The 21,109-nt window shown below is 41.6% G+C and carries 15 protein-coding genes; 9 read left to right on the forward strand and 6 right to left on the reverse strand.

Annotated features, from left to right (window positions below):
• Window positions 1–3: 3 nt before the first annotated feature.
• On the reverse strand, window positions 4–2,259 hold the full coding sequence (locus ACA086_RS02030; protein ID WP_371001656.1) for a gliding motility-associated C-terminal domain-containing protein: 2,256 nt from the start codon (window positions 2,257–2,259) through the stop codon (window positions 4–6).
• 231 nt (window positions 2,260–2,490) lie between these two features.
• On the opposite strand from ACA086_RS02030, the gene ACA086_RS02035 reads away from it, so the two are divergent.
• The gene (locus ACA086_RS02035; protein WP_371001657.1) at window positions 2,491–4,176 is read left to right on the forward strand and encodes a glutamine--tRNA ligase/YqeY domain fusion protein; all 1,686 of its coding nucleotides are present in this window, start codon (window positions 2,491–2,493) and stop codon (window positions 4,174–4,176) included.
• 227 nt (window positions 4,177–4,403) lie between these two features.
• On the opposite strand, the gene ACA086_RS02040 is transcribed toward ACA086_RS02035, so the two are convergent.
• From ACA086_RS02040 to ACA086_RS02050, 3 genes are all read right to left on the reverse strand, one after another.
• Window positions 4,404–5,333 (reverse strand): SPFH domain-containing protein, encoded by a 930-nt coding sequence (locus ACA086_RS02040; RefSeq protein ID WP_369747914.1) that lies wholly within the window; start codon window positions 5,331–5,333, stop codon window positions 4,404–4,406.
• A 122-nt stretch (window positions 5,334–5,455) separates the two neighbouring features.
• Window positions 5,456–6,967, reverse strand: a complete 1,512-nt coding sequence (gene gltX / locus ACA086_RS02045; protein ID WP_371001658.1) for a glutamate--tRNA ligase — start codon at window positions 6,965–6,967, stop codon at window positions 5,456–5,458.
• A gap of 68 nt (window positions 6,968–7,035) precedes the next feature.
• A complete protein-coding gene (locus tag ACA086_RS02050) occupies window positions 7,036–8,112 on the reverse strand; it encodes an alkane 1-monooxygenase (protein WP_371001659.1) in 1,077 nt (358 codons plus the stop codon).
• A gap of 73 nt (window positions 8,113–8,185) precedes the next feature.
• On the opposite strand from ACA086_RS02050, the gene ACA086_RS02055 reads away from it, so the two are divergent.
• The 5 genes from ACA086_RS02055 (at window position 8,186) to ACA086_RS02075 (ending at window position 15,498) form a co-directional block, all read left to right on the forward strand.
• Complete coding sequence (locus tag ACA086_RS02055; protein ID WP_371001660.1) at window positions 8,186–11,551, forward strand: hypothetical protein; 3,366 nt, start codon at window positions 8,186–8,188, stop codon at window positions 11,549–11,551.
• A complete protein-coding gene (gene ybeY, locus ACA086_RS02060) occupies window positions 11,544–11,963 on the forward strand; it encodes an rRNA maturation RNase YbeY (RefSeq protein WP_371001661.1) in 420 nt (139 codons plus the stop codon). Before ACA086_RS02055 ends, ybeY begins: the two co-directional genes overlap by 8 nt.
• A 6-nt stretch (window positions 11,964–11,969) precedes the next feature.
• The gene (mnmG, locus tag ACA086_RS02065; RefSeq protein WP_371001662.1) at window positions 11,970–13,838 is read left to right on the forward strand and encodes a tRNA uridine-5-carboxymethylaminomethyl(34) synthesis enzyme MnmG; all 1,869 of its coding nucleotides are present in this window, start codon (window positions 11,970–11,972) and stop codon (window positions 13,836–13,838) included.
• 74 nt (window positions 13,839–13,912) lie between these two features.
• Window positions 13,913–14,761, forward strand: a complete 849-nt coding sequence (locus ACA086_RS02070) for a class I SAM-dependent methyltransferase (RefSeq protein WP_371001663.1) — start codon at window positions 13,913–13,915, stop codon at window positions 14,759–14,761.
• A gap of 230 nt (window positions 14,762–14,991) precedes the next feature.
• Window positions 14,992–15,498: an OmpH family outer membrane protein gene (locus tag ACA086_RS02075; protein ID WP_369747906.1), complete on the forward strand. Its 507-nt coding sequence runs from the start codon at window positions 14,992–14,994 to the stop codon at window positions 15,496–15,498.
• Between the two features lies 1 nt (window position 15,499).
• Here ACA086_RS02075 and ACA086_RS02080 read toward each other — a convergent pair whose 3' ends face one another.
• Together ACA086_RS02080 and ACA086_RS02085 are read right to left on the reverse strand one after the other, a co-directional pair.
• Complete coding sequence (locus ACA086_RS02080) at window positions 15,500–15,901, reverse strand: DoxX family protein (protein WP_369747905.1); 402 nt, start codon at window positions 15,899–15,901, stop codon at window positions 15,500–15,502.
• A gap of 31 nt (window positions 15,902–15,932) precedes the next feature.
• Window positions 15,933–17,084, reverse strand: coding sequence for an ATP-binding protein (locus ACA086_RS02085; RefSeq protein WP_371001664.1), 1,152 nt, complete (start codon window positions 17,082–17,084; stop codon window positions 15,933–15,935).
• Window positions 17,085–17,193: 109 nt separating this feature from the next.
• Between ACA086_RS02085 and pgk the strand changes: the two genes are divergently transcribed.
• From pgk to ACA086_RS02100, 3 genes are all read left to right on the forward strand, one after another.
• Window positions 17,194–18,387 carry a phosphoglycerate kinase gene (pgk, locus tag ACA086_RS02090; RefSeq protein WP_371001665.1) on the forward strand — a complete coding sequence of 398 codons (1,194 nt, stop codon included), beginning with the start codon at window positions 17,194–17,196 and terminating at the stop codon, window positions 18,385–18,387.
• Window positions 18,388–18,498: 111 nt separating this feature from the next.
• On the forward strand, window positions 18,499–20,082 hold the full coding sequence (locus ACA086_RS02095) for a LysM peptidoglycan-binding domain-containing protein (protein WP_371001666.1): 1,584 nt from the start codon (window positions 18,499–18,501) through the stop codon (window positions 20,080–20,082).
• Between the two features lie 40 nt (window positions 20,083–20,122).
• Entirely contained in the window at window positions 20,123–21,100 is a 978-nt protein-coding gene (locus tag ACA086_RS02100) for a DUF4837 family protein (RefSeq protein WP_371001667.1), read from the forward strand.
• Window positions 21,101–21,109 lie beyond the last annotated feature (9 nt).

The raw sequence follows: 21,109 nt of genomic DNA on the forward strand, positions 1-21,109 counted from the left end.
GGGTTAACGTATAACAGTAATAGTTCCTTGTTTAAGGACTTCGCCTCCGTTCCTTATTTTGTAGAAGAACACCATGTTCTGCTTCGCGAAGGTGACCGAAGAGGAAGGCCAGTTATTTTGATAGTTAAATTCATTCAGGACTTCAACGCCCTTTTCATTATATATGATAACATTCACATCTGATTGGTAGGAATAAGAGTTTGGAATGATCCACTGATCATTGACCCCATCACCATTTACGGTAATCACATTGGGCACCCTGAAAGTGTCCAGATAGGTCACACTTACATCTCTTATTACCTGGCAATTGCCTACAGAGGCAACCAGCGTATAATCTCCTTCTTCGGAAAAGGTCATGGAGTCGCTGTTGCTCATTTCTACATTGTTGCTGTCTAACCAGCGATAGCTTGTCCCCCCGCTAGCGGTTACGGTTCTGGAACCTCCTTCTGGAAAGACGATGTCAGCCCCGGGATCGAGGACAATAAGATCCTCATCAAAAGGAGTAATAACGATTTCATTAGACGGCAGAGGACAGCCGTTTCTCATCAATACCAATTGGTATGTTCCTACTTCGGTAACTGAAAGTTCAGGCGTGGCAACGCCCATGTCAACTCCGTTTTGATTCCAGGTAAAAGTTTCACCATTCAGGTCAGTAGTAGTGCTTATTGTAATTGGCTCTGCTGGTCCGCAGTTTACCGTTCCTGTACTGGTTATTGTAAGGGTTTCATTGACTAATAATTGAACACTTAATGAATTAGAAGTACTCGAATAAGTACCAATATCTCCATCCAGTGCATAAGCACCGTTTTCGGCAGGGTTGGTCAGACTGATAGAGCTAGCTGTTTCTCCGGCCACATCAATTCCGTCCCTTTTCCATTGATAGGTAAAATCATTGATCACAGAGCTGGTAACATCAGTGCTGTTGCCTCCTGAATCAATGGCATTTATTGTAGTAACCTCAAGGACAATACTTGTATTTTCACAAGCCACATAAGAGGTAGCATAGTCAACAACTATTTCAAATGATGCCGGGGTAACTACTTCAGTAACTTCTGAATCAACCGAAGTTGAGGTACAGGCACCACCGCTCAGGGTAACCCTGGCAAAATAGCTTCCCGTTTCCGTATCGTTGACGAGGAGGCTCGATGATGTAGCTCCCGCAACCGGACTTCCATTCCTATACCATTGGTAAGTTGGGGAGGAAGCATCAGTGGTGACACTTAATGTCGTGTTTTGTCCAGGCAGCAATACTACATTGGCTGGATTATTTCTTGTGACAGTAAAATTACCTGCATTGGTAATGGTAACTACTGCAGAGCGCTCAATACACGCTCCGGGCCCGAAGATTTCTACCTGATAATCTCCCTCAAAACCGGGGGTAGATGCATCTACTATATATATATAATTGTCTGAAGATGGAATCACTGCCCCATCTTTATACCAGGTGTATGTAAGACTGGAATTGTTGATATTGGCCTCCAGGGGCTGGGTTTCCCCAGAACACAGATCGGTTTTAGCCGGAGGATTTATTGCAATACCCAGGCTTGTGCCTGTGGTTACATCTATTATATTGGATAGGGTATTACCTGAGCCCGAACAAGCTCCGTAATCAATTTCTACGTTATACATGCCTGATGAAGTAACGGTGATCGATTCCGATTTTTCAGAAAGCAAAGTTCCCGAACGATACCAGTTGTAAGAGTATGTATCGGCATTTGGCAGACCATAAACCTCAAGGGTAATTGAGTTACCATCACATACTTCTGCTGTCCCGTCGCCAAAGTCGGCCTGACCTTGCGGTCTAATGGTCAACCCTGTATTAACGCTGATGTAGTACATAGGATAAGGATCTGAAGCCGGACCTGTAACGGCCGGACTCGTACTTCGTACTCTAAGCCGGTAATTTTCACCACGGGTATCTGTTGGGATGGCGAATTGCATATAGAAATCAAAAACAAGATTTTTACTTCCATCCCTCGCCAGTTCAACCGGACTACTGAAGTCCCCATCAGGGTCTGAGAGTTCTAGAATAAATTCATTATCCGTGTTAACCATAGGTGGGTTCCAGGTAAATCTTACCCAGTAATCGTTAAAAGATGAGGAAGCACATGCCTTGTTCCAGGGTGTAGATCCTGGCGGCGGGGTCTGGTTTGGCGCAGCAACCGGGGCGTTGAGTACCTGGGAATGCATATTGCTCAGGACCAGTAGGAAGACCGGCAACAGCAAAACCCGAATGTTGTAGAATAATTTTGTTTTCATAAGTGGGCGTAGTTTTGGGGGACTACTCTGGCTAACTTCTCTTCATTTCCACCAGTTTTTCTAAATCCCATAGTATTCATTAACAAATATGTCATATAAATACTGGGGGGAGAATTTAATGTTGTGGGCCTGATTAAATATGTTGTGAAATGGCTCTATTTGTATGGATAGGCTTTTTTATAGGCCTGATACCCCCATTTTTCTTAACTTTGCGGCTTCTAAACACAGGGAATGAGCGAAGAAAATAAAGCGCTGAATTTTATTGAACACATCGTGGAGGAAGACCTGGCAGCCGGATTTCCGAAAAGCCAATTGCGTTTTCGGTTTCCCCCCGAACCTAACGGCTATCTCCACATAGGACATGCAAGTTCTATTTGCCTGAATTTTGGGCTGGGGTTGCGTTATTCAGCCCCGGTAAACCTTAGGTTTGACGATACCAACCCGGTAAAGGAAGAAAAAGAATTTGTAGACGCTATCAAAAAGGATGTCAGCTGGCTGGGCTTTAATTGGGACCAGGAGTGTTATGCATCCGACTACTTTCAGCAACTTTACGACTGGGCAGTTCAGCTCATCAAAGAAGGAAAAGCCTATGTAGACAGCCAGTCGTCTGAAGATATGGCCTTTCAAAAAGGGACTCCTACAGAGCCCGGAACTAACAGCCCATACCGGGATCGAAGTACTGAAGAAAACCTTGAGTTATTCGCCGGGATGAAAGACGGTAAATACCCAGAGGGAAGTCACGTACTAAGGGCTAAGATCGACATGTCCGCATCAAATATGCTCATGCGTGATCCCATTATGTATCGCATCCTGCACAAGGCACATCATCGCACAAATACCGATTGGTGTATTTATCCGATGTACGATTGGACGCATGGGGAGAGCGATTATATTGAGCAGGTTTCACATTCTTTGTGCACCCTGGAATTTGCTCCGCACAGGGAATTATACGATTGGTTTCTTGACCAGGTAGCAGATAAAAAGAAGATCAGGCCAAAACAGAGGGAGTTTGCCCGGAGGAATTTAAGTCATACCGTTGTCAGTAAAAGAAAACTACTTCAACTGGTTGACCAAAAAATAGTCAAGGGATGGGATGACCCAAGGATGCCTACCATATCAGGCCTTAGACGAAGGGGATATACCTCGGAGGCGATACGCAATTTTGCGGATACGATCGGGATTGCCAAAAGAGAAAATCTTGTAGATGTTTCTTTACTTGAATTTCATGTGCGGGAAGATCTCAATAAAAAAGCACCTAGGGTAATGGCTGTATTGGATCCTGTAAAGGTGGTGATTACCAACTATCCAAAGGAAAATACCGAATGGTTGCAAACAGAAAATAACCCTGAGGATGAGTCGGCCGGACACAGAGAAATTCCTTTTAGCCGGGAACTTTACATTGAAAAAGGCGATTTCAAGGAAGAGGCCAACAGAAAGTTCTTCCGCCTGAAATTAGGAGGGGAAGTACGGTTAAAGAGTGGCTATATCATCAAAGCCGAAAGTTGTAGTAAAGACGCAGATGGAAATATTGTGGAGATCCAATGCACTTATGATCCAAAAAGCAAAAGCGGAAGCGGTACCGAAGAAAGCCTTCGAAAAGTAAAGGGAACTTTGCACTGGGTATCTGTTCCTCATGCAATAGAGGCAGAAGTACGCCTGTACGATAGGCTTTTTACCGATGAATCACCCGACACTCATAAGGATAAGGAATTTATGGATTTTATTAATCCCGATTCTCTGAAGGTCATTTCAGCCTATGTTGAACCAAGCCTTTCTTCTGCAAAAACAGAGGATCACTTTCAGTTCCAGAGAATAGGTTACTTTAATGTTGATCCGGATTCGAAACCGGGAAACTTAGTTTTTAACAGAACGGTTCCTCTCAGGGATAGCTGGGCTAAAATCGCCCAAAAACAATAAATAGATAAATACTATTTTAAAAAATAAAACAATAGGTATATAATATTATAATCGCCTCCACAGGAACCTATATAGCAGGATTTTAGAAGTTAGCTGGAGGAGAATGTGGTATCACTACTGAAAGTGCGTAGAAAGCCCTTAAACGCAGAATGCTGCTTCTAAGGACTAGAAATAAAAAAACCTGAAGCCAACTAGTTTCAGGTTTTTTTATTTAAGAAATTAAGAGGCTATTCCTTATTTTTTTTTGGAGAATCTTTTTTCATTGCCTCCCCTATCATATTACTCGCTGTAAATGAGGCAACCATGTTGTTCAGCATATCACTTCCGGCCTGTGGTGAATTGGGAAGAAGGATAAGATTAGTATTAGTTTCCTCTCCAATGGCCTGTAAGGTATCGTAGTGTTGTGTAACCACGATAAGAGCAGAAGCTTCCTGCGAATTGATCCCTACCTTATTGAGGACCTCAACAGATTCCTCAAGACCACGGGCAATTTCTCTCCTCTGGTCGGCAATACCCTGTCCCTGCAATCTTTTACTTTCCGCTTCGGCCTTAGCTTTCTCAACGATAAGAATACGTGCGGCATCTCCTTCAAATTGAGCCGCGATTTTTTCTCTTTCAGATGCGTTAATTCGGTTCATAGCTGCTTTTACCTGAGAATCCGGATCTATATCGGTCACCAGGGTTTTGATAATATCATACCCATAATCCAGCATAGCATCCTGCAGCTCCGCCTTTACAGCGATGGCGATATCGTCTTTTTTCACAAAGACATCATCGAGTTTCATTTTGGGTACTTCGGCACGTACTACATCAAATACATAAGACGTAATTTGTTCGTGGGGATATTCCAATTTATAAAAGGCTTCGTATACCTTGCTCTTTATAACAACGTATTGTACGGAGATCTTTAGTTTAACAAATACATCATCCAGGGTTTTGGTTTCAACGATGACGTCGAGCTGAGTGATTTTCAAACTAACCCGACCTGCAATTCGGTCTACCAAAGGAATCTTCATTTGCAGACCTGAATTTCTAACACTGTGAAACCTTCCAAAACGTTCCACAATTAAAGCCGTTTGTTGTTTTACGACAAAAAACGACAAGAGAAGAATAACGAATCCGATAAACAGAATCGGAATAAGAATAAAATTGCCCATAAAATAATATTGATTTAGAAAGTGAATTGAAAATAGTGTAACTAATATGTCGCTAATTGAACATAATTGTTACAATATACACCTTATTCAAAGGAAATAAAAAGGAGTTGATAGTATTGTTTTTAAGGCAATTGCTCTATGGCATATTGAATTCTTTCTACGCTTTCCTCACGGCCAATCAGGGCAAGAATATCGAATAGATGTGGACCTTTTAGTCCGCCCACAATAACCAATCGCAACGGGGCCATCACCATACCAAAACTCTTCCCCGAATCTGCTATCCATTGCTTTACCTCTTCCTCAATAGAAGCAGAATCGTAATTTTCAATATTTTTCAAAATGCCTGACACTTCTTTGAGAATTCCGGGCGTATGTTCTTTCCATTGCTTTTTCACAGCTTTTTCCTCATAGCCTTCTGGTCGGGTAAAGAAATAGGAACTCAGTTCCCAAAAGTCATTGACAAAATCAGCTCTTTCCTTTACAAGTGAGACTACAGAAGTAACGTATTGATGGTCGAAATGCTCAGGCAGGGACCCCATTTGTTCTTGCAGCAGAGGCATAAATAAAGCGGCGAGCACATCATCGGGTTTTTGTTGAAGATACTGATGATTGTACCATCTGGTTTTTTCAGGATCGAAGCGGGCACCCGAATTGTGGACACGCTCCAGGCTAAAGGCCTCAATTAATTCTGTTAAAGAGAACATTTCCCGATCATCTCCAGGATTCCATCCAAGCATGGCAAGAAAATTCACAACGGCTTCAGGAAAATATCCCGCCTCCCTGTAACCTATTGAAGATTCCCAGGAAAGGGGAAATACAGGAAATCCCATTTTATCTCCATCCCTTTTGCTCAATTTCCCTTTGCCCGTAGGCTTCATAATTAGAGGAAGGTGTGCAAATACAGGCGGTGTCCATTCAAAGGCGTCGTATAGCTGGCAATGCAGGGCCAGAGACGGCAGCCATTCTTCTCCCCTGATAACATGTGTGATCTCCATAAGATGGTCATCAACCACATTGGCCAGATGATATGTAGGCATTCCATCACTTTTAAACAATACTTTATCATCTAATAAAGAAGCATCAATCTCAATATTACCACGTATCTGATCCTTTAAATGCATAGTTTCTTCATGCGGAGTCTTAAAACGAATTACATACTCCTCCCCTGCCTCTATTTTAGCCTTGGTTTCTTCAGGGCTTAGGGCTAATGAGTTCGAAAGTTTTTTGCGATTGTGCCAGTTGTATATAAATGTTTTCCCTTTTTCCTCGTGATCCTTTCTGTGGAAGTCGAGTGTCTCTGCAGTATCAAAGGCATAATACGCTTTCCCCTTTTCAACGAGTTGTTCAGCATATTTTTTGTAGATGTCCTTTCGCTCACTCTGGCGATAAGGACCATATTGGCCCTCTTTCCCCGGCCCTTCATCAAAAGGGATTCCACACCAGTTAAGTGCTTCTATGATGTACTCCTCCGCCCCTTCCACATACCGGTTCTGATCTGTATCCTCTATTCTGAGGACAAATTTGCCCCCTTGCTTTTTTGCAAAAAGATAATTGAATAATGCCGTACGAACCCCTCCGATATGTAATGGACCGGTTGGACTTGGAGCAAAGCGTACGCGAATTTTATCGTTCATGGGAGCTGATTTCAGTTGGCAAAGATAGGAGGTAGCGGCCGAATGCCAAAAATAAGTAATGGCCTCGCTCAGGCAATTGACCGGAGCTCTTTACCGGATGGAATATCGGTTTTCATGGGTTCGGGAATCCTCGGGTTCATAATCGAAAACCAGAGTGGCGGAATCAGGGCAAGCACCATTGAAGTGGGATAACCAAATGGCATTTGTGGGGAATCTTCATGGCAGTCGAGCAGCTGATATTTTTTTGATGAAATATAGTGATGGTCGCTATGCCTGGTAAGTTCATATAATATTATTCTTCCCATAACGTGATTGCTGTTCCAGGAATGGACCTCCCTCACGCGCTCATATCTTCCCGACGGCAATTTTTTTCGAAGTAGACCATAATGTTCAATATAGTTGACCGTTTCTAAAAGCAAGAATCCGACAATAGCTGCCCCCAGGGCAAACCAAAGCACGGCATGCCCAAAGAAAAAATAAACAACAGAAAGATAAACTAGCTGAAAGATCAGATACCAGAGCATATCATTTTTAAAAGAAAAGAAGCTAAGGCTCTGGGAGCGAAGCAACCTTTGCTGAATTTTCCAGGCTTTTACATATTGCCTGTAAACAGAGCTAATCCAGAAGGAGTATACCGTCTGATTATACCTGGCCGTAGCGGGATCCTCCCTGGTAGCAGCATGAACGTGATGCCCGAAATTATGTTCGATATAAAAGTGCATGTAAAGCGAAGGAAGTAACAAGAGTTTACCGAGATAACGCTCATATGATCCCTGTCTGTGGCCCAGCTCGTGGCCTACATTTATGCCGTTTGTTCCCAGCACAATACCGATGGAGAACATAAGGCCGATTACCTCAAATGTTGCATACTGCTGGTTCGACAATGCCTGAAGGAAATAGAAAAGCAAGCCAAAAACTATAGGAACATTAATGTATAACAACCAATCAAATAATACATTTAGTGATCTTTTTTCCTGCGTTTCTTTATTGTAATTTTCAGGATCCTGTGGCAGTAGAATTTCCAAAACAGGAATGAGGACAAAAGCGTAAAATGGTGTAAAATAACTCCAGGACCCACCAAAGGTAATTCCTACTATAGCGGAAAGTGGAATAGTAAGAGCTGCTAAATACTTTAAATCCTTCACCTTTAGCTTTTTAACAATTTTTTACGCCTCTATACCGGCATATCGGGTATCTTGGTATTAAATATAACAGAATTTGAAGAGTTACGATAACATCCTGAATAAACTCTCGGGCTTTATTTCCAAGTATTATAAAACGCAGATACTAAAGGGAGGCTTTTTATTTATGGCCATGGCATTGTTGTTCTGGATGGCTTCATTGGCCCTGGAATACTTTCTGTGGTTGGGCAGTGATTTAAGAGCTATACTTCTAATATCTGTATTAATAGGAACGGCCATTCTCTTTGTTAGATATATAGGGATGCCTTTAATGTCTCTTTTCAGACTGCAGAAAGGCCTCGATCTGAAAAGCGCAGCAGGAATAATCGGCAATCACTTTCCCAAGGTAGGCGACAGGCTCCTAAACTTATTGGATTTAGCGGAAGATGAAGAGAAGACAGAGCTATTACTGGCAAGTATAGAACAACGATCAAATGAATTATCTCCAATCCCTTTTCAACAGGCAATTGATTTCAAAAAAGCGTTTAAATACGCCAAATATCTATCCTTTCCTTTGCTATTGCTGGTTTTGGTGTGGGCGTCCGGTAAAATGGAAGATTTCTTAGGTTCTTTTGACCGGGTGGTACATTATGATCTGGCCTATGAAAGGCCTGCTCCATTTCAATTTATAATACTCAACAATCAGCTGCAAACAATAGAAAAGCAGGATATTACCCTTCATGTGATGACTGAGGGAGAGGTAAAGCCCGAACTGGCATATATCAATGTAGATGGGAAGGAACGCCTTATGCAGGAAACTGAGGGGCAATACACATATACTTTTAAAGCCCCTGAAGAATCCAAAGAATTCTATTTTTCCGCAAATGAAGTGCGATCAAGAGCGTATACGCTTGAAACTTTGGCTGCCCCGTCTATCCTCGAGTTTATCAGCATCCTTGACTACCCGGATTATATAAGTAAAAGAAAGGATACGCTCTTGGGCACAGGAAATGCAATAGTACCTGAAGGCACAAAAATACTATGGCGAATAAAAGGCCGTAACACAACCGACGTCAGATTCATTACTGCTGATAGCTCCTATAAGTTCACAAGAAACCAGGACAACTTTGAATTTAACAGGAGTTTGAATAACGACCTCAATTATAAGGTGAGTACCTCTAATTCGAGATTGAAAGACTACGAGAATCTCACCTACTCAATTCGGGTCGTAAAAGATGGGAACCCAACGATAAATGTTGTGGAAATCAGGGACACCATTAATAATACGGTGAGTTACCAGGGAATAGCTAATGATGATTATCGCCTAACCCGACTTGAATTAGTTTATTATAAGGAAGGAGAGGGAGAAGAACCTAATTTGTTAGAGCTCGATCGACCGGAAATAAGGGATTACGAGTTCTATTACGACTTCCCCACTGGCCTCACTCTGGAACGTGGAATTACATATAGCTATTATTTTAGGGTAAGGGACAATGATGCTATACACGCGGGGAAGACCGCCCAAAGCAGGGTATTTAGCACAAACATCCTCAATGAGGCACAGGAGAATAGAAGGCAGTTAAACGAACAAAAGGAGGTAATAGACAATTTAGACAAGGGTATTGAGGAGATGGATAAACAGGAGGAGATGCTCAGGGCTATAGAGCAGAATCAAAGGGAAAAGAATACCCTCAACTACAATGACAAAAAGGCAATAAAGGATTTTCTAAAGGCGCAACAACAACAGGAAGCACTTATGGAGAAGTTCAGTAAGCAACTTCAGGAAACCATGGGGGATGAGCAGGAGAAAAATGAAATAGATCAACTCCTAAAAGAACGATTAGAAAGACAGGAAATAGAAGCCAGGAAGAATGAGCGTTTATTAGAACAACTAAGGGAATTGGCAGAAAAGATAGACAAGGAAGAACTTGCAAAAAAACTGGAGGAACTCGGCAAACGCCAGAAAAACAGTAAGAGAAACCTAAGTCAGTTACTCGAACTAACTAAGAAGTACTACGTAACTGAAAAGGCAAATGAATTGGCAAAGCGGTTAATGGAGCTGTCAGAAAAGGAAGAAACCTTAAGTAAATTAAATCAGGAAAGGGAATTTAATTTAAGGGAGCAGAAGAAGATTAATGACAATTTTGAAGAAATATCAGAGGATTTAAAGGAATTAAGGAAGGCAAATGAGGAATTAACAAAACCGTTGCCCATTGAGGATAGGAAAAATATGGAAGCCGGCATCAGGAAGGATCTCAAAGAGGCATTGGAAGAAATAGGCCAGGGTCAGGAAAAGGAAATTGCAGATAAGGAAGAAAAGAATTCTGATCAGAATAAAGAAAATGCAAAGTCGAAACAACGCCAGGCTGCAGCTAAAATGAAACAGTTGAGTCAGGAATTGCAGCAATCTGCAGTCAGTGGAGGCGGGTCTTCCATGGCTGAGGATGCCGAGATGTTAAGGCAGATTCTTGACAATCTCGTCATTTTTTCATTTAAACAGGAGGCCTTGTTAGATCGGTTACAGGGGTCAGATCAAAGAAGAGCTTATTTTTCCAACGTTGTAAAGGAGGAGCAACAGTTAAAAAAGTTGTTTGAACATGTAGACGATAGCCTATTTGCCTTGTCCCTGCGACAGGCAGAGATAGCAGAATTTGTAAATGAGCAGATTACTGAGGTATACTATAATATTGATCAATCATTGGAGAGTTTGGCGGAGGGACAGTCGTACCAGGGAGCCTCTTATCAACAGTATGTACTTACAGCCGCTAATAATCTCGCCGATTTCCTTGCGAATGTTTTAAGTAATATGCAACAATCTCTAAGTCAGGGTCAGGGTAGCGGACAACAACAAGACGGATTTCAGTTGCCGGATATCATTAAAGGACAGCAAGGGATTCAGGACAGTATGAATTCAAAGAAAGAGGGTGAAGAAGGTGAAGAAGGGGAAAAGGGTGAGAAAGGAGAGGATGGTGCAGAAGGCAAGGAAGGTAAAGGAAGTGAAGGAGGAGAACAGGGCGAAACTGGGGAAGAAGGATCTGGAGATCAGGATTTGGGAGAATTGTACGAGATATATAAACAACAACAACTCATCAGAGGGAAGTTAGAGCAGCAATTGGAGACCTTAATATTAGAAGAGGATAAGGAATTGGCCAGAAGATTGGCGAAACAAATGGAAGACTTTGAAAGAGACCTTATCGAGAATGGTATTACACAGAGAACCATAGATAAGGCCAACCGTATTCAGCAACAGTTGTTGAAACTTGAAAATGCGGCATTGGAACAGGGCGAAAAGGAAGAAAGAGAAAGTGAAGAAGGAAAAAGGGAATATGATAAGCCCTTAATAAAGAAACGATCAGATTTTATCCAGGAGGAGGGCGTTGATGAGATATTAAGGCGACAAGTATTACCTTTGCAGGAATTTTATAAGGAAAGAGCTAAAACGTATTTTAAGAAGGATGATTGAATATGTATATAAAACTAAGTATTCAATTTCAGATGAAAATAAATATACCGAATGGTTTAAAAAAGTTATTGCTTCTGAATCGAAATATGCAGGTGACTTAGTCTATATACTGACAGATGATAGTGAGATTTTAAAGGTAAACCAGGATTATCTGGGGCATGATTACTTCACGGACATAATCACTTTTGAATACAATAAGGATGATGAAGTTTCAGGAGATATATTTATCTCGCTCGACCAGATAAAAGAGAATGCTGAGAATTATAGCGTAACATTTGAGGAGGAATTAAGAAGAGTGATGGTGCACGGGATATTACATCTTCTTGGTTATGATGATAAGACTGACAAGGATCGGGAGAAGATGCGGGAATTAGAAAATCAAAAAATGAAAATGTTCCACGTGGAACAATAGACGACTATGTTTGAGAAGGAATATGATGTAATCGTGGTAGGTGGGGGCCATGCGGGCGCAGAAGCGGCAGCTGCTGCAGCTAATATGGGGTCTAAAACCTTATTGGTTACTATGAGTTTGCAGACTATAGGACAGATGTCATGCAATCCTGCTATGGGCGGAATTGCCAAGGGACAGATTGTTAGGGAAATTGATGCCCTGGGGGGTTATAGTGGTATAGTCTCTGATAAATCTGCTATTCAATTTAAGATGCTCAATAAGAGTAAGGGCCCTGCGATGTGGAGTCCTCGTACCCAAAATGACAGAATGAGGTTTGCAGAAGAATGGCGACTTATATTGGAAAGAACGCCTAATGTCGATTTCTACCAGGAAATGGTTAACGGTTTATTGATGAAAGGCCAGCGCGTTGTTGGAGTACGAACTTCCCTAGGATTAGATATAAAGGGGAAATCTGTAGTACTAACAAATGGTACATTTTTAAATGGTTTAATTCATATTGGGGATAAACAATTTGGAGGTGGAAGGGCAGGCGAGCGTTCTGCTACAGGAATAACCGAGCAATTGACAGAAATAGGATTTGATTCTGGTAGGATGAAGACCGGAACTCCCCCAAGAGTGGATGGCAGGTCTTTAGATTATTCTAAAATGATTCCTCAGCCGGGAGATGAATTCCCCGAAAAATTTTCCTATTTAAATACGGCCGTATTAAAAACTCAGCGCGACTGTCATATGACGCATACTTCAAAAGAAGTACATGAATTGCTCAAGGAGGGGTTTGACAGGTCCCCAATGTTTAATGGCAGAATAAAAAGTATCGGTCCGAGATATTGCCCATCAATAGAGGATAAAATTCATCGTTTTGCAGACAAGGAGAGCCATCAGATATTTGTAGAACCAGAGGGCTGGGATACAGTGGAAGTGTATGTAAATGGCTTTTCAACATCTCTGCCAGAAGATATTCAATACAAGGCATTGAAATCAGTAAAAGGTTTTGAAAAAGTAAAGTTTTTTCGTCCGGGATATGCAATAGAGTACGATTACTTTCCACCAACGCAATTAAAGCATTCCCTGGAAACAAAAATCATAGAGAATTTGTATTTCGCGGGGCAAATTAATGGAACCACAGGGTATGAAGAGGCTGCATCCCAAGGCTTGATGGCAGGAATAAACGCCCATCTGAAGATCAATGATCTTCCACCTTTTACTTTGAAGAGGGACGAAGCCTATATAGGAGTGCTTATTGATGATCTGATCACAAAAGGAACGGAAGAGCCCTACAGGATGTTTACTTCAAGAGCTGAATATCGTACCCTGCTAAGGCAGGATAATGCTGATTTGAGATTGACTCCAAAAGGCTATGCACTCGGCCTGGCGTCAGAAGAAAGACTGAGAAAAATGGAGGAGAAGGAGCGCAAATCAAATGAGTTTATAGATTTTTTCAGGTCGACAAGCTTTAACCCGGATGATATGAATTCAATTCTTCAAGAGGTTGATTCTTCTCCGGTAAAACAAGCAGACAAAATGTACAAGGTATTTTCCAGGCCCAGAGTACGCATGGATCATATGCTTCAGCTAAAAGAAGTGGCCAATTATGTAAAAGACAATGAGCTTAACAGAGAAGTAATGGAACAGGCCGAAATACAGGTAAAATATTCGGGATATATAGAAAAAGAAAAGAATAATGCGGATAAATTGCAGCGCCTGGAAAATATAAAAATACCGGATAGTTTTGATTATACCAGATTAAAGTCTCTTTCCTGGGAAGCCAGAGAAAAACTCCAGGAGATACGACCAGTCACCATCTCTCAAGCATCAAGAATTAGTGGGGTTTCACCTAGCGATATTAGTGTATTGCTGGTTTTTCTTGGACGCTGATTCAATTTGTTCCACGTGGAACATTCTATGAGAATGACACTTCAAACCGCATATATTTTCAAGTCAGCCACCCTATGATGGAATATTTAAGGACCAGGGATTTTATGGTTACTCATGAGGAGTTTGTTCTGCTGTATGATGAACAGTTGCAATTATTACGTACCGAACCACAACCTGAAAATATAGCGACTTATTACCAGGATGAAGCATATATTTCTCATACCGACAAGAACAATTCTTTCCTTGAAAAAATATACCATTTGGTTAAAACAATTGGTTTAAATAACAAAAGACGATGGCTTAAAAAATACCTGCTGCCGAAAGCCAGGATTTTAGATGTTGGGGCCGGAACCGGATCTTTTGTTGCCTATCTAAAGAAAAAGGGATTTATCATCGATGGCGTTGAACCAAGCTCAATTGCCAGGAAGGTCGCGAAGGCGAAGGGTATTGATCTAAAGGAGGACATAAGTGATCTGGGAGTGGGAAGTTATGATGCTATAACCCTATGGCATGTCCTGGAACATTTTAACGATCTGGATGAAAGCATAGATCAAATAACTTCACGAATCAAGATAGGAGGTTATCTGTTTATCGCTGTTCCTAACTTCCGTTCTTATGATGCAAAACACTATGCAGATTACTGGGCGGCTTATGATGTCCCCAGACATCTCTGGCACTTTTCTAAAGAATCAATACATAAGATATTTGCAAAGAAGGGCTTTAGTGTTTTGGATACCAGACCTATGTTATTCGACTCGTTTTATATCTCCCTCTTGTCTGAACGGTACAAGAATAAAAAAGATAATTGGCTGGCCGCATTCTGGCAGGGCATGCGATCAAATCTCTATGGCTGGAAAACAGGAGAATACTCATCCCTTGTTTATATCCTTAAAAAGGATTCAGAGCCTTTTAAAGGCGTTTAGCGAGCTCATCAGACCCTTGATGCACTATTGAGCCAAACAAAAGAAAATAAACGCAGAAAACGCATGTTAAGTCGCATCATACTATAGTTAAATACAATAACATTAAATAATTAAATAAATAATATCTATATATATTTTAAATAGGATAGAGAGTGAAAGATGATAAAAATTAAATTAATCGATCAGGGTACTAACTGCTTTCCTATTTTTGTCGAACTAAAATTAGAATCATGAAAAAATTACTTCTTGGACTGGTTATTATTTTAAGCTGGTCCTGTCAGCAGGATAAGATAGGATATGTAAACAATGTCCGACTTATGGATGGCTACAAGGAAAAAGTTGCCGTGGAGGCACGGTTTGCAGAAAAGAAAAAAGCATTTGATCAGAAAAGGGATAGTATCTCCAGAGTTTTTCAAATGGAAGCTCAGGCCGTGGAAGCTCAGATTCAGTCTATGAGTCAGAATAAAGCGCAGGAAACCTATGCGGCACTTCAACAAAAAGGACAACAGATTGGTCAGCAGCTACAACAACAGGAGCAGCAAATGCAACTTATGGGTCAGGCTGATATGGATAGTGTTGTAGAAAAAGTGAAGCGTGAAATTACTGCCTTTGGAAAGGCAAACGGATACACCTATATTCTGGGCGGAGGCGAAGGAGGTAGCGTTCTTTACGGCGCCGAATCTAAGGACCTTACCGATGAGATCCTAAAAGTCCTGAATAAGGAAGAGGAGGAGTAAGTCAATTCATCTGTAGTAACACAAGGAGGATTATCACCGGGATAAAATAGATAACGATCGTTTTAGCACCTTCGTAGTCTTTGGCTATGCGCTGCCCCAGAAGGAGCATCAGCAATGACAAGCCGGCAATAATCGCCCCGATTTGAGCCAGGAAAAAGTCTTCAGAAGATATAATCTGGATAAATCCTATCAGACACAAAACTCCTGCGATTAGTTCCATGCAAGTGATTATAAGGAGAAGCAAGGGAACAACATTCCGAAAGGGAGACTTTGAAAAATGACCTTTTAACCAGCTAAGATTCCCTTTCCAATCAACCACCTTATCCATCCCGCTCTGAAGAAAAGTAATTATAATAAAAAGCAAAAGTAACAGTACAGCTAGATTCTGTAATACAATTTCCATAATCAGATAATTTAAATAACTCAGTTACCCGTCAGGCAGCTGATTTGTGTAATAACCTTGTAAGTTTTATTGAAAGATCAGTCAGAATAATTTTTGAGTTGCCATTTCGTTCCACGTGGTAAATCGCCTCCTCCAACTCCTCCATAATTTTCAACACATTGTTTTCATGAACAAAACGGGCAAATTTATCAAACTGAAATCCGTCTACATGTATTTTCATATAAGCGAGTGAGTCGGCCTGATAATTAACCAACATCGCCTGCCTGAAAACAGACATACAATACTTCAGAAAGTTTTTCTGAGTCTCACGTCCCGTTTTCGCAACTTCTTCGCTCCAAAGGATCAGCTCGTGGATTGCACCCTTTTTACCCTTGGCCTGAAAAGCACTCCGAACCCATTGTACGAACCACTTCTCAAAGATCAGTTCCTCAGAATCCTTATTCATCAGCTCCAGGGCTTTGTTGTAGTTTCCGTTCGATTCATGCGCTAAATGGACTGCCTCCTGCCGTGGCACGCCATTTTCTACCAATGCCTGGGCAATAGCCTCTTCAGGCAAAGGAGGGAAGTGCAGTAACTGGCAGCGGGAACGTATGGTCTGAAGAATATTTTCTTCATCTTCCGCAACCAGTAAAAAAATCGTTTTATGGGGCGGCTCTTCCAACAATTTAAGCAGTTTGTTGGCAGCGGAGGAATTCATCCGTTCGGCCATCCAGATGATCATCACTTTGTATCCCCCTTCGTATGATTTCAGGGAGAGCTTTTTTACAATATCCATCGCCTCGTCAACACCTATCTGTCCTTGTTTTTTTTCTATTCCAATATAGCGGTACCAATCAAACAAACTCCCATAGGGATCCTCCTTTAAAAAAGACCTCCATTCCTTCAGGAAATTATCGCTTACGGCACGACTTTTAATATTTTCGGTATTGGAGACCGGAAAAGCAAAATGAAGGTCGGGATGAGTAAATGATTTGCATTTTAAATTACAGGCTTCATCCCCGTTGATGTTTTCTCCCGAGGAATTACCACATAAAATATACTGGGCATAGGCAAGGGCCACAGGCAAGGTTCCAGACCCTTCCGGTCCTACAAAGAGTTGGGCATGTGCAATGCGCCCCGAATCCGCACTGTGGGTCAGGTGTTTTTTGATATGAGGAAGCCCTAAAATTTCAGTAAACAACATAATATCAAAGATACAGATTAATACACTGTTATAAGGGCATTATCATTCTATCAGCTTTTCCTGAGTTCTTTTATTCTTTACATTTGTGCTTCTTTAAAACCAAGACAGGATGAAAACAATTGATGATCTCAATTTTTCAAATAAAAAAGCCCTTATACGCGTCGATTTCAATGTGCCACTGAACAGTGAATTCGAGGTAACAGACACCAATAGGATTGAAGCTGCCAAGCCTACAATCCTGAAGGTCCTGGAGGACGGGGGTAGTGCCATATTAATGAGCCATTTGGGTAGACCCAAAGGGAAGGTCAATGAGGATATGTCCTTAAAACATATCTGTGAAGCAGTTAGTGAGATCATTGGTGTAGAGGTCAAATTTGTTGAAGATTGTGTTGGGCAAAAAGCGGAAGAAGCTGTAAAACAACTTGAGAACGGGGAAGTTCTCTTACTTGAAAATCTTCGTTTTCACGCCGAAGAAGAACAAGGGGACGAAAATTTTGCCAAAGCCCTGTCCGGGTTGGGAGATATTTATGTCAACGATGCCTTCGGAACCGCCCATAGAGCGCATGCGTCAACCACAATTGTTGCCAAATTTTTTCCGGAAAATAAGTGCTTTGGTTACCTGCTGGCCAAAGAAATTGAGGCCATAGAAAAAGTGATGCGTACAGGGGAGAAGCCAATTACGGCGATCCTGGGTGGGGCAAAGGTTTCTTCTAAGATCACCATCATTGAAAATATTTTAAGTAAGGTAGATCACCTTATCATTGGAGGTGGAATGACCTACACCTTCGTGAAAGCAAAGGGGGGAGAAGTTGGAGCTTCTATTTGCGAGGATGATAAAATGCAGCTGGCTCTGGAGATTTTAGAGAAAGCCGGGAAAATGGGCGTGCAAGTGCACCTTCCTGTTGATGTGCTGGCAGCTGATAGCTTTAGCAATGACGCAAAGACTCAGATTGTTTCCGTGAACAGTATTCCCGATAATTGGCAAGGCCTGGATGCCGGGCCTGAAACTTTGAAAAATTTCGAAAAAGTAATATCGGCCTCCAAAACGATACTATGGAACGGTCCGGTCGGTGTTTTTGAGATGGAAAATTTTGCTAAAGGCACTATTGCCGTGGGGAATTTTATTGAAGAAGCAACTAAAAACGGAGCATTTTCCCTGGTTGGGGGAGGTGATTCGGTAGCCGCCGTTAAACAATTCGGCTTTGAAGATAAAGTGAGCTATGTCTCCACGGGAGGAGGTGCCATGCTCGAAAGCCTTGAAGGCAAGGTATTGCCCGGAATAGCTGCAATATCAGAGGGCTAAACACGTTAATTTAGTATACCTCAATTGGCAATTGAATAGGAAGAAAATATTATTTTATTCTTTCAGAAAAAAATTGCAATTTAGTTGATCCCCACAACCAAAAGCAGAACTATGTGTGTGATTAGAAAATGGTTGTTTTCCTTTGTCCTAATTGGGATAACTATATTGGTAAACGCTCAGGATTCAGATTCTCTGAAATTAAAGGAAGCGATAATTAAGTCTACCGTAATTGACACTATAATTCCTCCACCGGAATCAGCCGTTACTTTTTCCGTAAATCCCGACAAAACCATCAGCCTTAAAGACCATTTGGAAGCCTCCAGATACGATAGCTTATGGATGAGGGAATTGTATAATACCGCCCAACTTTCAGGACAAATGTATGAAGTCGTGGGAAGCATGGGCGAACTTTTATCAGATACCCTGGAGCAGGAGTTACCTGAGCTCAGCACCGAATTGCTTAAAGAAAGACTAAAAGCTTTAGATGAGAAAACGCCTTTTAATATCGCTTATAACCCATCTCTGGAATCGGTAATCAAATCTTTCCTGATCCGCAAAAAAGATCTGATGGAGAGAATGCTTACAGCGAGTCAGTTTTACTTTCCCCTCTTTGAACAGGAATTGGATAATCATAATATCCCACTGGAAATAAAATACCTGGCGATTGTCGAATCTGCCCTTAACCCCAGAGCAAAGTCGAGAGTTGGGGCAACAGGCCTATGGCAATTTATGTACAGTACAGGAAAAATGTATGACCTTGAAGTAAGTAGCTACGTAGACGAACGAAGTGATCCAATTAAGTCCACCAGGGCCGCCTGCCAATATCTTTCCAAGCTGTACGATATTTTTGGCGACTGGGACCTTGCATTGGCCGCATATAATTCTGGCCCCGGAAATGTTAACAAGGCAATAAGAAGATCAGGGGGCTATACCAATTACTGGAATATCAGAAATAATCTGCCCCGGGAAACTGCCGGTTATCTCCCCGCTTTCCTGGCAACCATGTACTTGTTTGAGTATGCTGAGGAGCATGGATTAAAACCTGTTGAAGCAGCTCGTCCGTATTTTGAAACGGATACAGTCCATGTAAAGAGACTGATTACTTTCGACCAGATTTCAAGGATGGTTGACGTGAGTAAAGAAGAACTTACGGTCCTCAATCCTTCCTACAAACTAAATATTATCCCATATATCGCTAAAAAAGAATATACGCTTCGATTGCCAAAAAAGGAGATAGGGAAATTTGTCACCAATGAAGATTCTATCTATGCCTTTGTGGAGCAGGAACTAAAATCTAAAGAATCGGTCCTTCCACAGTTCGTTAAAGCTGATTCACGCATCAGATACAGAGTAAAAAGTGGAGATTACCTGGGTAAAATCGCAGAGCGATATGGAGTCGGTGTTAGCCAAATCAAGAATTGGAACGGATTGCGAAGCAATACGCTAAGGATTGGCCAACGCCTTACTATTTATCCAAGAAAGCCATATATAGCATCTACTTCGTCTAGTAATTCCAATAAATCACTGAATAACAGCGAATTAAAGTTCCACACAGTTAGGGAAGGCGATTCATTATGGACCATTTCACAAAAGTATCCGGGAATTTCCATAGAAAATTTACGAGAATGGAATGGTATTAGTGGTAATAAGTTGTTGCCGGGCACTAAACTTAAATTATGTGCGTGCTCATCCTAGGCATTTTTTTAAATCGAATTAAATCTAGAGTCAAAATTCAATGAAACACTTATCTCTGCTATTGCTGACCCTTTTACTGATTTCTTGTAATGACGGGCCCAAAAAGAAGTACAAACCAGGATCAATCGGGGCAATCAATAGCCTGGGTGTCGTGATCAGTAACGAATTGTGGGAAGGCGCTGTAGGGGACAAACTAAGAGAGCACTTCGCAGCCCCTGTTGTAGGTCTTACCTGGGAAGAGCCTTTATTTAGCCTGGAACAAATGCCACAAAAGGTTTTTACGGGTACAACCAGGTACCGAAGAGCCGTATTGTTTGTTGATCTGGACACGGTAAACGTTGCACATATTAAAACGGATCTCTACGCTGCGCCACAGGAAATTGGGGTCATAAAAGGCAGGACACAGGAGGAACTCATCAACAATATAGAGTCTCATGCAGATGAGATTATTGCAGCTATAAAAGGTATGGAGCTGGAAGAAACCCAGAAACGTTTCCTACGCTCGTTGAATAAAGATAAGATCTTAGAGGAAAAGTTTGGAGTGACACTCCGACTCCCATCCATATATAAAATGGGAAAACAGGAGGATAATTTTGTTTGGATTGACAGAGAAATTCAAAAAGGAAGTATGAATATCATCGCGTATGAAATCCCCTGGAACAGACTGAATAATGATTCAACTTTGGTAACCGACTTTATTCGGATGCGGGATTCAATAGGGGAGAAATACATCCCCGGGCCTGACGTGAGGAATAAGAAAACCTACATGACCACGGAAGATGCCTTTGCCCCACATTTTTTTGAAACAGAAATTGACGGACATAAAACGCTGGAAGCCAGAAGTATCTGGGATATTGAGAACTATCCCATGGCAGGGCCGTTTTTAACCTTTGTCATCGATGATGAACAAAACAACAGGAAACTTGTTGTGGAGGGCTTTACGTTTGCCCCGGCCACCAACAAAAGAGACTATATGTTTGAACTGGAGGCGATCCTGAGGACTATCAAGTTCAAATAGTACCTGGAA

This window comes from Muriicola sp. E247 (assembly GCF_041358175.1).
Taxonomy (GTDB): domain Bacteria; phylum Bacteroidota; class Bacteroidia; order Flavobacteriales; family Flavobacteriaceae; genus Muriicola.

What these genes read in the sequence shown, in the direction of transcription:
- ACA086_RS02030 (WP_371001656.1), bottom strand. Translation starts at nt 2,259, where the DNA reads ATGAAAACAAAATTATTCTACAACATTCGGGTTTTGCTGTTGCCGGTC.
- ACA086_RS02035 (WP_371001657.1), top strand. Translation starts at nt 2,491, where the DNA reads ATGAGCGAAGAAAATAAAGCGCTGAATTTTATTGAACACATCGTGGAG.
- ACA086_RS02040 (WP_369747914.1), bottom strand. Translation starts at nt 5,333, where the DNA reads ATGGGCAATTTTATTCTTATTCCGATTCTGTTTATCGGATTCGTTATT.
- gltX (WP_371001658.1), bottom strand. Translation starts at nt 6,967, where the DNA reads ATGAACGATAAAATTCGCGTACGCTTTGCTCCAAGTCCAACCGGTCCA.
- ybeY (WP_371001661.1), top strand. Translation starts at nt 11,544, where the DNA reads ATGATTGAATATGTATATAAAACTAAGTATTCAATTTCAGATGAAAAT.
- mnmG (WP_371001662.1), top strand. Translation starts at nt 11,970, where the DNA reads ATGTTTGAGAAGGAATATGATGTAATCGTGGTAGGTGGGGGCCATGCG.
- ACA086_RS02070 (WP_371001663.1), top strand. Translation starts at nt 13,913, where the DNA reads ATGATGGAATATTTAAGGACCAGGGATTTTATGGTTACTCATGAGGAG.
- ACA086_RS02075 (WP_369747906.1), top strand. Translation starts at nt 14,992, where the DNA reads ATGAAAAAATTACTTCTTGGACTGGTTATTATTTTAAGCTGGTCCTGT.
- ACA086_RS02080 (WP_369747905.1), bottom strand. Translation starts at nt 15,901, where the DNA reads ATGGAAATTGTATTACAGAATCTAGCTGTACTGTTACTTTTGCTTTTT.
- ACA086_RS02085 (WP_371001664.1), bottom strand. Translation starts at nt 17,084, where the DNA reads ATGTTGTTTACTGAAATTTTAGGGCTTCCTCATATCAAAAAACACCTG.
- pgk (WP_371001665.1), top strand. Translation starts at nt 17,194, where the DNA reads ATGAAAACAATTGATGATCTCAATTTTTCAAATAAAAAAGCCCTTATA.
- ACA086_RS02095 (WP_371001666.1), top strand. Translation starts at nt 18,499, where the DNA reads ATGTGTGTGATTAGAAAATGGTTGTTTTCCTTTGTCCTAATTGGGATA.
- ACA086_RS02100 (WP_371001667.1), top strand. Translation starts at nt 20,123, where the DNA reads ATGAAACACTTATCTCTGCTATTGCTGACCCTTTTACTGATTTCTTGT.